Raw genomic sequence first — 16,562 nt, forward strand, 5'->3', positions numbered from 1 at the left:
GTTTAAAGCAACGAACCCTGTTCAATAAAAAAATCAAAAAGAATTTATTTCTTAGTATCGAGATCTTTTTCTCAAAGACAATAAGAATGTAGTTGCCATTATAATGATTAATGCACTACATAATTTTGTTGTTTTCAGAATGTAAAATTCAAACGCTTAAAAAGCGCAAATATACAAGATTCAGGTAAAGTTGCATCCCTGTTTTCAGGTAAGAAAAAACTGATATCAACAGTTGTTTTGTAGGAAAGACATCTTTCACTTTAAATGTACCTAATAAAAACCCCAAACGACTTATTCCCTCAATCAAACCGGTTGTTTACTCAACAAGCATTTTTTTTAATGTCTATGCACATTACATTTGACAACAGGTACAGCATATTACAGATGCCGTACTAGAACGTGAACCGGGAAAGTGGTTCATATAAAAGTTAATTTTTTTAGGTTAGTTAGGAGTGCAAACGGATGTGGCTTTGGGGTAGTCGCATCCGATTTGTTATTTTAACCCGATTTATGCAGTAGAAAATTTATTCCATTCAACAAAGTACAACTCGCAATAGTAACATTTTGTCTTATAATGATACCTATTAATAAACAATACGACATGTCATGCAACAGACGCTCACCAAAAAGAAAATAAAGTATCCTATTTTAATAATTAAATTATTGATGCTCAACTTATTTGTTTTTGTTTCGATTAGAGGGTATCAAGAAACTATATTTGAATTGGGTCTTAACCATAGAAATCAATATACGATATCTGATTTCATTGAACTCACAACAAAAAGAACCTATTTTCGCCCTTCTCTCCTTTTGTTACTTCCACTGATTGGCGTTTTCATACAGAACAAAATCGGTTGGATTTTGACCTGCTCATACTTTTACTTTATACTGACTACCTCCGCATATTCTACTATCTTCGATGGACTAAAGTCCTATGAGGAAATCCTATTTTTTGCGACAGTATTAGTTGTAGCATTACTTTTAGCTTGGATAATGAACCGAAAAAAAATCGTGCAACAAGTATATCGTATTAATCCAGACGACATATTGATTACCAACACGAAGGCTTTCTCTCTAGGAATTTTCTTCACCTTAGTGCTTGCTTGGGTACAAATGATTTAACCCGATTTATGCAACATCATGGTCGATGTAAAGCCCTTTCCCTAACGGCGAATTCATTTCTATTAATTATCTTTAGCAACTACAGAAAGTACTTGCCTATTTTCTGGGAACTACTCATACACAAAACGATATACGCTAATAAAAAATAGCTTAAAAAGATGAAGTACACGACACTACCAAATACTGACATACGCGTAAGTAAAATATGTCTGGGCAGTATGACTTGGGGACAACAGAATCCCGAAGCAGAAGGTCATGAACAGATAGACTATGCCATCAATGCTGGAGTCAATTTTATTGATACCGCAGAGTTATACCCTGTACCTACCAAAAAAGAAACACATGGAGATACCGAAAAAATTATTGGTACCTGGCTCAAAAAGACTGGAAAAAGAGATCAGGTTGTCATTGCTTCAAAAATTGTAGGACCCGCAGAATTCTCTAAGCATATTAGAAATATTGGATTTACAAAAAATGAAATCGAAGATGCTATTCACAAAAGTTTGCAAAGGTTACAGACCGATTATATTGATTTATACCAATTGCACTGGCCAGAACGCCAAACAAATTATTTTGGGCAATTAGGGTATACTCATGACCCTAATGATGCTTGGCAAGACAATTTTGCAGAGATTTTACACCATTTACAGAGTTTTATAAAAGCAGGTAAAATAAAACACATTGGGGTATCAAATGAAACAGCCTATGGTGTTATGCGATATACAGAAGAATCTAAAAAAGGCGCGCCAAAAATGATTACGGTTCAGAACCCTTATAGTTTACTCAACAGAAAGGATGAAATAGGACTTACTGAAATCATGCACAGAGAACAAATAGGGCATCTGCCTTATTCTCCGTTAGGATTCGGAATGCTAACTGGTAAATACCTCGAAGAAATACCGAAAAATTCTCGTGTAGATCTCTTTCCTAATTATAATCGATATATGAATGAGAATTGTTACAAAGCGACACGACGCTATAATGACATTGCAAAAAAACACGGTATTAGCCTAACGCAATTATCCCTGGCATTTATCAACCAACAACCATTTGTCACTAGTTCTATTATTGGGGCTACAAGCATTGAACAATTAAGTGAAAACATTGGGAGTATTGATGTTGTTCTTTCTGAGGAGATTATCAAAGAAATTAACGAAGTCCATGCAGCAATTCCTAATCCTGCGCCATAAAAAGAATTAAAGTTATTCCAGACCTTTCAGGTTTTAGAAGCCTGAAAGGTCTTATTTCAAAACCTCTATTTTAATCATTCAGCTTCAAAACAGCCATAAAAGCTTCTTGCGGAATCTCTACATTCCCTACCTGACGCATACGCTTCTTTCCTTTCTTTTGCTTTTCTAACAGCTTACGTTTACGCGAGATATCACCACCATAACACTTGGCAGTCACATCTTTACGTAGCGCTTTTACCGTTTCACGAGCTATAAATTTAGCCCCAATTGCTGCCTGAATTGGGATATCAAATTGTTGCCTCGGAATCAATTCTTTCAATTTTTCGCAAATTTTCTTTCCTATATCATATGCATTATCTTTATGTAATAATGCAGAAAGCGCATCCACTATATTTCCGTTAAGGAGAATATCTACTTTTACAAGCTTAGAAGAGCGCATCCCAATAGGTGCATAGTCAAAAGATGCATATCCTTTGGATACAGTCTTTAATCGGTCATAAAAATCAAAAACTATCTCTGCCAACGGCATATCAAAAGTCAATTCTACTCGTTCTGTAGTCAGATATGTTTGATTTGTAATTTCACCACGTTTTTCTATACATAGAGACATTACCGATCCCACAAAATCAGATTTGGTTATAATGGTTGCTTTGATATATGGCTCTTCTACACGATTCATAGACGATGGATCCGGCAAATCAGAAGGATTATTAACAATAATAATATCATCAGGATCTTTATTGGTAAACGCATGATAGGACACGTTAGGAACAGTAGTAATAACGGTCATATTAAACTCTCGTTCTAATCGCTCCTGAATGATTTCCATATGCAGCATCCCTAAGAAACCACAACGAAAACCAAAACCTAAAGCCGCGGAGCTCTCTGGCACAAATATCAGAGAAGCATCATTAAGTTGTAGTTTTTCCATAGATGAACGCAGCTCCTCATAGTCCTCGGTATCTACAGGATAAATCCCTGCAAATACCATAGGCTTTACATCTTCAAAACCTTCAATCGCATTCTGGGTTGGCTTTTTTGCATCTGTAATAGTATCTCCTACTTTTACCTCTCTGGCATCTTTAATACCTGTAATCAGATACCCTACATCTCCTGTTTTTATAGTCTGTTTGGGTACTTGATTTAGTTTTAAGGTTCCTACCTCATCGGCAAAATATGTTTTTCCTGTAGCAACAAACTTAATTTGCTGTCCTTTTTTGATTTCGCCATTAACCACTTTAAAATAGGTTTCTACTCCTCTAAATGAGTTGTATACCGAATCAAAAATCAATGCTTGCAGGGGTTCATCCAGGTTTCCTTCTGGTGGTGGAATCCTGTCAATTACTGCTGCCAGAATTTCTTCAATTCCGATACCTGTTTTTGCACTTGCAGGAATTACCTCTTCTGCATCACATCCCAAAAGATCCACAATATCATCTGTTACTTCTTCGGGATTCGCACTGGGCAAATCTACTTTATTAAGCACTGGTATAATTTCTAGGTCATTTTCTAAGGCCAGATATAAATTAGAAATCGTCTGTGCCTGTATACTTTGTGCAGCATCAACCACTAGCAAAGCTCCTTCGCAGGCAGCAATAGATCGTGACACTTCGTAAGAAAAATCAACATGCCCCGGAGTATCAATAAGATTAAGTATATATTCCTCTCCCTTATAAGTATACTCCATCTGGATCGCGTGACTCTTTATAGTAATCCCACGTTCTCGTTCCAGATCCATACTATCCAGTAATTGTGCTTGTGCCTCACGAGCAGTTACCGATCCTGTAAAATCCAAAAGTCGATCCGCCAGCGTACTCTTACCGTGATCAATATGTGCAATAATGCAAAAATTTCTAATTTTCTTCATGCTGTTTCTTCAATTAAGCTTGAGGGCGTGCCCCTTCATTACATTACAGGCCGGGCTTTCTGTTACAACGCCTCGCTCTTCCTTTCGTCAGGCTGCGGGGTTTCTACGACAATCCCTCACGCAAAACCACCATGCAGTAATGACTTGCAAATATAATTTATTTTAGATGCTTTGTACCGTAACTATCCTATTATTTAAACCTATATCATTTATAAAACTCAATGAGTCTATAGAGAATTCGTATTTTTGCTCAAAAAATAATTGACGTGGCAAAAATAGGAGACATAGATGTAGGAGAATTTCCGTTGTTATTAGCACCGATGGAAGATGTAAGTGACCCCCCTTTTCGTGCATTATGCAAAGAGCAGGGAGCAGATGTAGTATACACAGAATTTATCTCTAGTGAAGGATTGATTCGTGATGCTGCAAAAAGCGTTATGAAACTAGATATCTACGAAAAGGAACGTCCTGTAGGGATTCAAATTTTTGGAGCCAATCTAGACTCAATGCTCAAATCTGTTGAGATTGTTGAAGCATCAAAACCCGATATCATTGATATTAATTTTGGTTGTCCCGTAAAAAAAGTAGTGAGCAAAGGTGCTGGTGCAGGGATATTAAAAGATATCGATCTAATGGTTTCATTAACCAAAGCTATGGTCGAGCATACCAAATTGCCCGTAACTGTCAAAACTCGATTGGGATGGGATCATGACTCTATACGCATCGTAGAGGTTGCAGAGAGATTGCAAGATGTAGGCACCAAAGCAATTGCCATACATGGTCGTACCAGAGCACAAATGTACAAAGGAAATGCCGATTGGCGTCCTATTGCAGAAGTAAAGAATAACCCCAGAATGCACATCCCCGTTTTTGGTAATGGCGATGTCGATACTCCAGAAAGAGCCGTAGAAATGCGCGATACCTATGGACTTGATGGCGCCATGATTGGTCGTGCCAGTATCGGATACCCCTGGTTTTTTAAAGAAGTAAAACATTTTTTTGAAACCGGAACACATCTGGCGCCACCAACTATAGAAGAACGTGTAACCGCTGCTAGAAGACATCTAGAAATGGCGATTGATTGGAAAGGTGAAAAATTAGGCGTTTTTGAAACCCGAAGGCATTACACTAACTATTTTAAAGGGATTCCGCATTTTAAAGAATACCGAATGAAAATGGTAACCAGTGATGATTCTGCAGATGTTTTTGCAGCTTTTGATGAAGTACTTGATACATTTTCTGGTTTTGAGTTTGTTTAAAAACTAAGAATAGTTTTCTCCGATACCATAGACATGCTAAGGTAAATCACCAAAAATCGAAGGGGCATTTAACAGTTGCCCTGTAAGGCCTTTTACCTATTTTTTTGAGGAGATATCTCCCCTTAAAAACATATTTAATATACTGTATATCAGTTGTTTATAATTATACACGATTCCAAAATTAGTCAAATTCAATTTTGACAATCAATCTTTACCCTATATTTGAGTCAATATATCAAGTCAAGCATACCGCGGCGGTACATGATATAAACACAATCAAAATTACCTGCAGTAAACAGGTATTCTATCCCAAACTTGTATTGCATCCCAAAGACCATCGATCTCAATGGACTCAAAACATTAGAAGATCTTGTTTTGCAATAAAGATTCGTGCGATATATAGTCTTAGGGTATTACTAACTGAATGTTATATTCTTAAAAATCACAACCAAATGAAAAATTTAAAACTATGGGCGCTTTGCGCCATTGTAGCAGGCTATCTCACTTCCTGCCAAAAAGAAGACATTTCTGACACTACAGTAGAAGAAGTAGCACAACAACCCAGCAAGTCACAACTTGAGAAACTGTCGAATATGGGAGTTAATACCGATAATGTAACCATCGAGGATATCGAATTACCAGATGGGTCGAAGGAAAAACACCTAGTATCTGGCGATATTACTATACCAATCAATGACCTAAAAAAATATGCAGAATTAACATCTCTTGATGGAAATAACAAACAATATCAATCCGATTATATTGTAGCACCCGCCTACAGAAATATCCGTGTTTTGGGTTGGACAGGTGCAGGATATGATCTAACTAGCAAAATGCAGACAGCCTTATCATGGGCAGTAAATAACTACAATGCGCTGCCTAATACTCTTAATTTTACCTTAACTTTTGGTACCGATCAATCACAGGCAGATATGGTGATCTATAAACTAAATGGTGCTGCGGGCGGATCGGCAGGGTTCCCGACCTCTGATGGTAAACCGAATAGGTACATTCGCATTTTTTCTGGTCTGGACGCCTATAATACCAATGTGGTCGAGCATGTAATGGGACATGAAATTGGACATAGTATCGGTTTTAGACACCAAGATTGGTTTAACCGCTGGAGTTGTGGATATACAGGACCTCTTCCTGCCGAACCATCTGTAAGCCCAGCAGCAATATGGATCCCTGGTACACCATGGTCCCCTTACGAAGATTCTATTATGCTCGCATGCTTTGGTGCGAGTGAGGATGGTGAATTTACCTCCTCAGATATTGATGCCTTGAATATTTTATACTAACGCAGGGATCACCAAAGATCATTGAAGTCTTAATTTGTCAATCTGAGCTTGTATAAATCACTATAAAAATCAATCTATCAAAAACTTTATCAAGCCCAGATTGACAGCATAAAATAACACCAATCTAATTAAAAAATATCCGATCGAAGACGCAATTATTTTTTGCGTGAGGGATCGCAGTGACATCCTTTTTTATGGGTCACTTGGCACATTTATTATTTTTTGCTCGATACACTAAAGAGACCCATAAAAAAGATATAACGGAGAGCCCGGTCTGTAATATAATGGAAGACACGCCCTACCTTTTCTTATAATATCCAGGAAACTGCTATACGTATAATTTAGGCTAGTAATCGCTTGTTAATTCTACTCGAAGCCAGTAAAGAGGCTACAAACCCTATAATAGTAATTGTAAAAAACACAACTATAAAACTTGTACCTGTGATCCGAGTAGGATATGGTAAGGATGGGGTGATCATTAGTAACCCAAATTGCTGCTGACAGATAATCAAAATAAGTCCTAATATGAGTCCTAATAGTGTTCCTAAAATGGTCATTAACGACCCTTGAAACAAAAATATTTTTCTAATTGCAGGAAGTGTTGACCCTATATTATATAGTGTTTTGATATTATTTTTTTTATCTATAATCATCATAATAATTGCACCTGCTACATTAAACAAGGCAATGATAGCAATGAGTGTAATAACCAGATAAGATACTAAGTTTTCGGTATTGAGCATCTTGTATAATGTATCATTAAGCTGTACTCTGTTTTTTACAATCACCTCATTGTTAAATATAGTCTGTAGCGCATCTATTAACTGGGATTCGTTGGCTTGTGGTGTCAGTTTAATCTCAATATTCGTTACTCTGTCTTCTGGTAGCTCTAATAACTTTCGGGCCAAACCAATGGTAGAAAAAATGTACTTCTTATCGAGCTCTTCATTAACACTATAAATGCCTATATTCACTGCTTTTTCTGAACGAAATGCTTTTGTAGGATCACTGGGAATTCCTGTTCCCGGCTTTGGCACATATATACTTAATAAATTGGTATACGTCTGTTCAACGCCCATACTTAACTCTCTACTAATCCCATTACCTGCCACTACCTGAAAGTCATTAGATGTTAACCAATCTCCAAAAACCAGAATACTATCTGTCGCCACTACCATGGGATATTGGGCATCAACTCCTTTAATAAAAGACATTTTTTGTTTGTCCTTAAATTTTAGTAAAACACGTTCTTCGACAATTTCAGAAAAATGGGCAATCCCTTCTAACTGTTGTAATTTGTCTTTTTGAGATGGGGTGCAGGTAAACGTTTTTCCGCTAACGGGAAAGATTTTAAGATCAGGATCAAAATAAGTAGAAAACTGGAGACTAAAATCTTTGAGTCCGGCAAAGCCAGACAATACAAGAAATAAAGCCATGGCCCCTATGACAACACCAGAAGCTGCTATCCCTGTAATTATATTAATGGCATTACTACTCCCGGGAGAAAACAAATACCGCTTAGCGATGTGTAATGAAAAATTCAAATCTTTGTAATACTCCTTTTGTATAAATAAATAGTATATTTTGCTTTAATGCTTTAAAGATAAGTGAATAATTAGGAAACTAAAATATCATTTCTAACAGCGTTTCTTTCTTAATATCCTGTCTCATCAATAAAAGTTTATTTCTTTTTTCGTTTCTCTAGAAGGTCTGGATTTGCTATTGGGTTTTCTTTACCCTTTACCGCTTCTTCTATATTAGAAATGTACTCTAAAGAATCATCAATAAAATAGGCCATCTCTGGTGTCCGTCTTAATTGATTTTTGGTGCGCTGTGCTACCTGATGTTTGATTTGTGACTTTACTGCATTTACTTCTTTAAGCACATTTTCTCCTTCCTGATGCGGAAAAACACTCATGTACACCTTGGCAATAGAGAGATCCGTTGTCACTGTTACCTTAGTTACAGAAACCAAAATCCCCTGTACTCCTGCTTCACGTAATGCATTTTGTATTACATCGGCAACATCGCGCTGCAATACTCCTGCAATTTTTTTCTGTCTGTTTGTTTCTTCCATGGTGCAAAAATACATAATTAATAAGGATAATTATGCTACCCAGCTTCTAGAACAAAGATGTGTATCTTTTCTAGAATATACTGATCATATTAATTGTAAATTTACTGTGATACATATTAGTACGTATAGATTATGAAACATATCAATAAAATAGAACATCTTGGCATTGCAGTCAACGATATTGACAAGGCAAATTCCTTGTATGAAAAACTATTAGGAGTCCCTCCTTATAAACAAGAAATTGTAGAAAGTGAATCAGTAATCACCTCTTTTTTTGCTGTTGGAGAGAATAAAATAGAACTACTGGCAAGCACACAAGAAGATGGACCTATTGGCAAGTTTATTGCCAAAAAAGGAGAAGGTATTCATCATATCGCATTTGATGTTGATAACATCGAGCAAGAACTAGCACGATTAGAAAAAGAAGGGTTTCAATTAATTAATAAAACGCCAAAAAAAGGAGCCGATAACAAACTGGTTGCTTTTATACATCCCAAAAGTACAAATGGTGTATTAATAGAATTATGTCAAGAAATTAACTCCTAATCTCCAAGCAAGTAATTGATTAGGAGCACGGCATAAAACGGTTCATTAGGACAATAAAAATCTTTGCAATAAAATAGTAGAAAAAAGTTTGGCGTCTTTACTTCAATTACTTAAATTTGCCGTCCGTTTGCGGTCCTATAGCTCAGCTGGTTAGAGCACCTGACTCATAATCAGGGGGTCCATGGTTCGAGCCCATGTGGGACCACCTTCAAATACAAGCCTTACAGAGATGTGAGGCTTGTTTATTTTTAAATAGTTTGTATATTTTTTTTAGAAAATTATACTGAAGGGGTACGTAAATAATTAGTGTTGACAGGTTTTTTATTTATAAATTTTGGCATCGGGAGAAATTCAAACCTTTTGGTTTAAGATTTTTTATAATTTTAATAATACCATATTTATGGCAAGTACTGATCAATGCAAAAACTGTGAGGAGTCTTTTGATGTTTCCTTTGACTATTGCCCTCATTGCGGACAAGAAACTGCAGATAACCTTACCTTTGGTGTGCTATTTAGAAACACAATTAGCAATTACTTTTGTATCGATGCTCGTTTTTTTAAAAGTTTTATCCCTCTAATGATAAAACCTGGGATACTAGCCAAACGTTTTGTGGACGGAAAACGACTATTGTACTTACATCCCGCACAATTTTACCTTTTCATTTCTGTGGTCTTTTTTTTCATTTTCTCTTTTACCGTGAGAAAGGCAGATAATGCAGTATCTAACGCTCTAAAACAAAGTCTTAACAAAGAGATGTCTTTGGGCTCATTACCTCAAATAGACTCTGTAGGGGTAGAAACCGTTAAAAAGGCACTAAAGAAAAGCCAAGTGCACAGCAGAATGTCTGATGAAGAAATTAGCACCATTGACTCAGTCATCACAAGCACGCAAAAAATACCAGCAACCTCTTTACGTCTTCAAACAAAAGTATTAGACTCTTTGATTATAAATGGAGCTTCGCAAGCCCAAAAACTAAGGGCCATGGGTAAGAAAGAAGATGCAAGTGTTTTTATTACAAAGATCTATGTACAACTATTGAAGGTATACGAACAAAAGGGCGGAGGCATTATTAATACACTTTATGATACCATTCCAATTACTATGTTTTTTATGCTTCCTTTATTTGCTTTATTATTGAAGTTGTTTTACGGGACTCGAAAAATGTTTGCTCATCATTTGGTATTTAGCTTTTATTTTTTCACCTTCTTATTTACTACTTTTTGTATCCTAATTTTGGCAAATACATTTGTAGACCTTCCCATTTGGTTTGAGGTACTCGTCTTTTTGTCTTTCATTATTTATTTAACACTTGCCTTACGCACTTTTTACCAAAGTCATTGGTTGTCAGCATTTTTTAAAGCTAATTTTATATCCTTTATTTATATGCTAATCGTTCTACCCCTAGCTATGGTTGGAGTAATTTTTGTTTCTTTTATGTTGTATTAAAAAATTATAGCCATTATTCCTCTCTTACGTATTACGCATAGTTTTACGCATTTCTTTTCTAGAAATGGATCATAGTGAATGGCTTGATGCCCCTACAAACAGAAAGACATACAATACATATCCTTCGAAAGACTTTCAGAACACGATTAATTCGGTTGTGCAGACAGTATTACATGCAGAATGTACAGTGATATGAATTCTAGCTGGTACTTCTCTGGAGTTTTATTTATCTAATAAGTATGGAATATAGATTTCTATACAAGTTCCCTTACCTCTAATCTCTTGGATAGTATACTTAGCCTCAACTTTAAACTTCTTTTTAAGTATATTTAGTCTTTCATTTACAATATCTCCAGAAACGGATTTAGGATTTTTTTTTGAATGTAAACTCAAACCTTTTGAGTAACCGATACCGTTATCAATAATCTCGCAAAACACTAAACCGCTTTTTAAATGTTTAGATATTTTAATACTAATTTCTGCATTTTCATTTCTGTATTTAAAACCATGTAAAATAGCATTTTCAACAAAAGGTTGTATAAGCATCGGAGGTATTAGTACTTCTTCTTGATCTATATTGCTTTCGACTTCAATACTAAATTTGAATTCAACAGAAAATTTTGATTGTAACTCTAGATAACTTCTTAATGCAATTAGTTCGTCCTCTAGACTTACAAATTCTTCTCTAGAGTTTGTTAAAGTAAGCCGAAACAAAGCTCCCAAATTATTAATATACTCAATAGTTTGAGTTGAATTGTTTTTAACTAAACCACAAATAGAGTTTAAGGCATTAGATACAAAATGAGGATTCATTTGTGAACGTAATAGACGTTGTTCTAGATTTTCTTTTTCATATTGATTTTTAAATTTCTTTTGTCTCCAAAAAAGATACGCAAATCCAGAGAATAATAGCAGAAACCCCCCTAAACCATAAGCAATATATCTTTGCTGAGTTATAATCACTTCCTGCTGTTTTTTGTTTTTTTCTAATTGTAATATCGAAGCGTCTTTTTCTTTACTTTGGTAATGTATTTCTAAATCATTAAGATTGGCATTTAATTGCTGGTTATAAAACTTATTTTGAAAGCTTGTAGACATTTGTAAAAGTTGGGTATACTCACTAGAATCTCCCATTTCTTGATATGCCATAGCAAGAGTCTCAATTGCAATACTCATAAGATCATTATTGTTGCGATCAAAATTCTTCACTTTTTCTGTTCTAGAAATTACACTTTTTAAACTGTCTATAGCTTCGCTAACCAAACCTTCATATATTTTGACATAGCACTTGTTGACTAAGACAAAATCATTCAATACTGCATAATCACTGGGGCCAAGTTTTTCAAAAGCTTTTATAGACTTTTTATAATAATAAATAGTTGAATCAACCTTGTTTTCGTCCCTGCTCATATCTCCTAAATTTCCGTAGATTACATCTAGTTGATCGCTAATATTACTATCATCTGATATACGCAATGCTTTTTTATAGTATTTTTTTGATTGGGTCTTATCATTCTTATAATTTCTATAAAGCCCTCCTAATTCGTTGTAGGTATTAATCGCCATTAAAGGGCGGCTCATAAAAAATGTGTCTTTAGCAACTTCTAAGAAGTATTTTAAAGCTAAGCTATCATTGCCCATATGAGAATTTGAGGCAGCAATAATATTAAGAATATGGGCTCTGCCTTTATAATAATGTGTATTTGTTAATTCTAATGCTTTTTGACTATTAGTTATCGCTTTTTTGTATTCTCTTTTACCCAATTGATCCGCACTCTTAAAATAGTATGTAGTTATTAAAATTTTCTCATCAATCGGTCTTTTAATTTCTGCTTTGTTAAAAAGCTGAATACTTTTATCTGCGTAATGTTGAGTAGAATCACTCTGCTTATAATAACTTTCTGAAGCCTTCTTCATGTAATACGTAGACCAGCCAATAATGCTTTTATCAGATTCCAAAATTTTTCTATATTCCTCTGCAGTCGAACTAATCTGATTATTGATAATAGAGTCTACAAACTCTTGGGTATAATTTTTCTCTGGATTAAAAATTACACTGTTTTTTTTCTGACAAAAAAGAGGGTTTAACATCAAAAATGATATAAAAAAAATAGTTGTTTTCATTTATGATAATTACTTTAGGCTTATGATTATAAAGGGTAGTAAAATTAAGGCTATTATTATAGAAGATGATTCTCAAGCTCAAGAATATTTATTTTCGATACTTAATGAAAATTTTAATAATATCGAAATTAAAGGTTACGCAGATAGTATAGAAAAGTCCGTAATGCTCATAAACAAAGAAAAACCTGAGCTTGTTTTTATGGATATTGAGCTTAAGGATGGACTTTCGTTTGAGATATTTAATTACCTAAATGATATTAATTTTGAGGTCATTTTCATAACGGCATATGACCATTTCATACAAAGAGCAATAGATCATTTTGCATTTAGTTTTATCGTTAAACCTATAGACCATCAAAAGTTAATCCCTTCAGTAAAAAGATATACTAATTTAAAAGAACGTTTATTTACTCAAAAGAAATATGATTTATTTCAAACTTTTATAAATAGGGAAAACCCACAATTTTTATTGCATACGGGTAATGAATATATTTCAGTAAGAGTAAATGATATTATTAAGTTTACAGCAGAAGGAAATTATACAAAGTTTTATTTATTGAATGGTGAAACTTATTTAGCCTCGAAAATACTTAAATACTATTATGAATTATTAAAAGATCAAGGGTTCTTTAAGGCACATCGTTCTGTAGTAATTAATATAGATTACATAGCATCTATTTATAAAAAAGAAACTATCCTTCTTAAGAATAAAGAAAAAATAAATATTTCGGCTAGAAATAAACCTAATTTATCGAATTTAATAGCTATTCTTTCATAGCTATTTTCTTAAAGAATACTTTTTTCTATTTCAAAATAAGAGACGCTCATTTGATATTTGAGCACGCTCATACTTTTCTTCTAAATTAAGTTAAAGAGATTAATTTTCTTAGCGTCGGCTAATTTACTATTGGCACTTCACATTAATTATTTAAACTCTATACTTATGAAAATTAAAAGACTTAAAAGGCCTCTCTTGGTAGTTATGGCAGCTATATTTATGTTTTCCCTTCAAAATTGTACAAAAGAAAATAGTGAGGATGAAATCGAAGAAAATCTGATTTCAGATTTCACTCAAGAAATGCCCGAATTGTTATATCCAAATGCTGTTGGAGAATTTATTTCTATGGGTAATGGTAAATCAAATGATATTCAAATAGAAAAAATTAACAATGAATATGTTCTGTCTGGTGATATCCTTTTAACCGAAAAACAAGTTGATTTACTTTCAAAAGGACACTCATTAAATAAAGGAACAGGTCTATCTCAAATTGCAGATCGCTGGACCAATTGTACTGTTTATTATACTATAAATGCTTCTTTGCCAAATCAGAATAGGGTAACCAATGCGATTGCACATTGGGAAACAAACTACCCCTCAATTGATTTTATTCCAAGAAGTAATCAAACCAATTATATTGAATTTTCTCCAGGAGGTGGTTGTGGCTCTTCTTTGGGAATGATTGGTGGACGTCAGCTCATAATTTTAGCTGATGGGTGTAGTACCGGAAATACTATTCATGAAATAGGTCATGCACTTGGTTTATTACACGAACAACAAAGAGCAGATAGAGATGATTCGATAATTATAAACTGGGATAATATTATACCTATCAGAGTCAATAATTTCAGAACATATACCGAAACAGGAATCGCTGCATATGAAACTGGGAACTTTGATTTTAATTCTATTATGATGTATGGATCAGGTTTCTTTTCAAGTAATGGCTTGCCTACAATAACTAGACTTGATGGCTCCACATTTAATATACAAAGAAATGGGCTCTCAGCGGGAGATTTAGAAATGATTGAAGACATGTATGGTTGTTTTAGTTCTAAATTAGAAATATCAGGATCTTCACCTATATGCAGTACTTCATCTTTAACTTATAGTCTTGATGGAAATACCAACAATAGCCCTGTAAATTGGTCAGTATCCTCAAACCTTCAGATTTTATCTTCATCAAATACCAGTATTACTATTCAAGCGGCCAATAGCTTTGTAAATGGCGAGGCTCTTATTGAAGCCCAAATCGCAGGACTAACTGTTAGCAAAAATGTTTGGATAGGAAAACCTAGGGTCCCTACCAATATTACATTCTACTCATCTTCTCCATGTTTAAATCAAAATGTGATAGCACTTTTACAGGCTAACAATCCCGAATATGCCGGAGTGCATTATGAGTGGAGAGGGGGAAGCCATAGTTTTGTAGATCAGAACCCAGAAGGAACCGAAGTTCATTTTAGAACCTATACAAGATTTCCTTATACATCTAATATATTTGTAAAAGCAACTAATGATTGTGGTTCTTCTTCAGAATATTACGAAGTGATATCGGTAGTAAATTGTGGAGGATCAGGCGATGGACCAGGTGATGGTGATGGGCCAGCTCCAGAAGACCATTAATTAAAAAAAGATATTCGAAAATAAGCCCCAAGAAGATTTGATCTTCTTGGGGTTTTTTATGTTCGAGATAGAGTTCATATTTTTAAATCTTCTTTCCCACTCTTAAAGTCAGGTATAAATGCCATTAAAAGGGTTCATTTCTATAACTTCTTTTAGAAAAATAACTGAGAAAATAAAATAGTCCAACCCACATATCCCCTTTTTCAATCATTAAAATTACATAATACTTTGATTAGTTAAGAGAACCTTATTTTACAAAATATTTTTTATGTATTTAGTCGTTACAATTTTCTTAAATAAAGATAGATTGAATAGAACTCATACTATCTAGCACTTGTTAGAAATCAAATTTCATGCATCAAAATAATGTATACCTAAGGGTTGCTAAAAATTTTCATTTACACAAACTTTAAAACTATACGTTATGAATTTCAATTTTTTTAGTATCATGCTTAAATTAGTGATTATCGCAGTAATCACATTTTCTCTACAAAATTGTACCATGGAAAATGAAATGGAACATGAGAATGAATTACAGTTAAAAGATAATCCCGTATTAGATAAACTTTTAGAAATGGGATTTATAAAAGAACAAATCCTTGAATTAGATGATTTTTATTTAGTTGAAGGAGATCTCATGTTTTCAAAAAACATAAAAGACTATGAAAACAATGAGATCTTTGATAAACAGGCTAGTACTAATAATCTAGTCTCTCAGTCTAACGTAACATCAATGTCAGTTTTCATTGATAGTTCTATCCCTACATCAGGAACAGATAATTGGAGAACCGAAATCAATCAAGCAATAAATGACTGGAGCACAGTAAATAACTGTATTAATTTTGTACTAACTACCAATTCTGATGCAGACATTGTAGTCCGCAGTGATAATGGATCGTTACGCAATAATACAATAGCAAGTGCTGGGTGGCCTTCTAACAATCAACCTCATCATACTGTACTAATTAATTTAGATTTTTGGAATAATATGATTGTTCCTACCGGAACAAAAAGATACAATATGGTGCATGAACTGGGTCATTGTATAGGTCTTAGACACACCAATTGGGTCGCTCTTGGAGAAGGAACTGGTAACGTGGGGGCTAATTTGATTGCTGGAACACCTAATGGTGATAATAACTCTGTAATGAATGGAGGAACCGCATTTTCTCTATGGAACGGGTTTTCAAATTTTGATGGTAGTATCTCATTAACTGTGTAAGTT

Annotated in this window: 13 protein-coding genes and 1 tRNA gene; 10 read left to right on the forward strand and 4 right to left on the reverse strand. The window is 34.3% G+C overall.

Features of this window, described 5'->3' with window-relative positions:
• The first annotated feature begins 606 nt into the window (after positions 1 to 606).
• Positions 607 to 1,122, forward strand: coding sequence for a hypothetical protein (locus DZ60_RS0112965; RefSeq protein WP_025742498.1), 516 nt, complete (start codon positions 607 to 609; stop codon positions 1,120 to 1,122).
• Between the two features lie 158 nt (positions 1,123 to 1,280).
• Positions 1,281 to 2,312 carry an aldo/keto reductase gene (locus DZ60_RS0112970; protein ID WP_025742499.1) on the forward strand — a complete coding sequence of 344 codons (1,032 nt, stop codon included), beginning with the start codon at positions 1,281 to 1,283 and terminating at the stop codon, positions 2,310 to 2,312.
• A gap of 70 nt (positions 2,313 to 2,382) precedes the next feature.
• Here the strand turns inward: DZ60_RS0112970 and lepA are convergent, their stop codons facing one another.
• Positions 2,383 to 4,179, reverse strand: coding sequence for a translation elongation factor 4 (gene lepA, locus DZ60_RS0112975; RefSeq protein WP_025742500.1), 1,797 nt, complete (start codon positions 4,177 to 4,179; stop codon positions 2,383 to 2,385).
• A gap of 266 nt (positions 4,180 to 4,445) precedes the next feature.
• Between lepA and dusB the strand changes: the two genes are divergently transcribed.
• Both dusB and DZ60_RS0112985 read left to right on the forward strand, forming a co-directional pair.
• Positions 4,446 to 5,438, forward strand: coding sequence for a tRNA dihydrouridine synthase DusB (gene dusB / locus DZ60_RS0112980; protein ID WP_025742501.1), 993 nt, complete (start codon positions 4,446 to 4,448; stop codon positions 5,436 to 5,438).
• A gap of 452 nt (positions 5,439 to 5,890) precedes the next feature.
• The gene (locus tag DZ60_RS0112985; RefSeq protein WP_025742502.1) at positions 5,891 to 6,739 is read left to right on the forward strand and encodes a M57 family metalloprotease; all 849 of its coding nucleotides are present in this window, start codon (positions 5,891 to 5,893) and stop codon (positions 6,737 to 6,739) included.
• Between the two features lie 341 nt (positions 6,740 to 7,080).
• On the opposite strand, the gene DZ60_RS0112990 is transcribed toward DZ60_RS0112985, so the two are convergent.
• Together DZ60_RS0112990 and rbfA are read right to left on the reverse strand one after the other, a co-directional pair.
• The gene (locus DZ60_RS0112990) at positions 7,081 to 8,283 is read right to left on the reverse strand and encodes an ABC transporter permease (RefSeq protein ID WP_025742503.1); all 1,203 of its coding nucleotides are present in this window, start codon (positions 8,281 to 8,283) and stop codon (positions 7,081 to 7,083) included.
• 137 nt (positions 8,284 to 8,420) lie between these two features.
• On the reverse strand, positions 8,421 to 8,816 hold the full coding sequence (rbfA, locus tag DZ60_RS0112995; protein WP_025742504.1) for a 30S ribosome-binding factor RbfA: 396 nt from the start codon (positions 8,814 to 8,816) through the stop codon (positions 8,421 to 8,423).
• A gap of 141 nt (positions 8,817 to 8,957) precedes the next feature.
• On the opposite strand from rbfA, the gene mce reads away from it, so the two are divergent.
• The 3 genes from mce (at position 8,958) to DZ60_RS0113015 (ending at position 10,809) form a co-directional block, all read left to right on the forward strand.
• Complete coding sequence (gene mce, locus DZ60_RS0113005) at positions 8,958 to 9,362, forward strand: methylmalonyl-CoA epimerase (RefSeq protein ID WP_025742505.1); 405 nt, start codon at positions 8,958 to 8,960, stop codon at positions 9,360 to 9,362.
• 131 nt (positions 9,363 to 9,493) lie between these two features.
• A tRNA-Ile gene (locus tag DZ60_RS0113010) sits at positions 9,494 to 9,567 on the forward strand.
• Between the two features lie 195 nt (positions 9,568 to 9,762).
• Complete coding sequence (locus DZ60_RS0113015; protein ID WP_025742506.1) at positions 9,763 to 10,809, forward strand: DUF3667 domain-containing protein; 1,047 nt, start codon at positions 9,763 to 9,765, stop codon at positions 10,807 to 10,809.
• 222 nt (positions 10,810 to 11,031) lie between these two features.
• Here the strand turns inward: DZ60_RS0113015 and DZ60_RS0113020 are convergent, their stop codons facing one another.
• A complete protein-coding gene (locus tag DZ60_RS0113020; RefSeq protein WP_034229614.1) occupies positions 11,032 to 12,933 on the reverse strand; it encodes a histidine kinase in 1,902 nt (633 codons plus the stop codon).
• A 22-nt stretch (positions 12,934 to 12,955) separates the two neighbouring features.
• Here DZ60_RS0113020 and DZ60_RS0113025 point away from each other — a divergent pair, with 22 nt between their 5' ends.
• The 3 genes from DZ60_RS0113025 to DZ60_RS0113035 all read left to right on the forward strand — a co-directional run bounded on the left by DZ60_RS0113025 (position 12,956) and on the right by DZ60_RS0113035 (position 16,559).
• Entirely contained in the window at positions 12,956 to 13,711 is a 756-nt protein-coding gene (locus DZ60_RS0113025; protein ID WP_025742508.1) for a LytR/AlgR family response regulator transcription factor, read from the forward strand.
• Between the two features lie 165 nt (positions 13,712 to 13,876).
• Positions 13,877 to 15,337, forward strand: coding sequence for a M12 family metallopeptidase (locus DZ60_RS24300; protein ID WP_051477653.1), 1,461 nt, complete (start codon positions 13,877 to 13,879; stop codon positions 15,335 to 15,337).
• Positions 15,338 to 15,761: 424 nt separating this feature from the next.
• Positions 15,762 to 16,559, forward strand: coding sequence for a M57 family metalloprotease (locus DZ60_RS0113035; RefSeq protein WP_081740494.1), 798 nt, complete (start codon positions 15,762 to 15,764; stop codon positions 16,557 to 16,559).
• The last annotated feature ends 3 nt before the right edge of the window (positions 16,560 to 16,562 follow it).

This window comes from Aquimarina pacifica, assembly GCF_000520955.1.
In the GTDB taxonomy this organism is placed as follows: Bacteria; Bacteroidota; Bacteroidia; order Flavobacteriales; family Flavobacteriaceae; genus Aquimarina; species Aquimarina pacifica.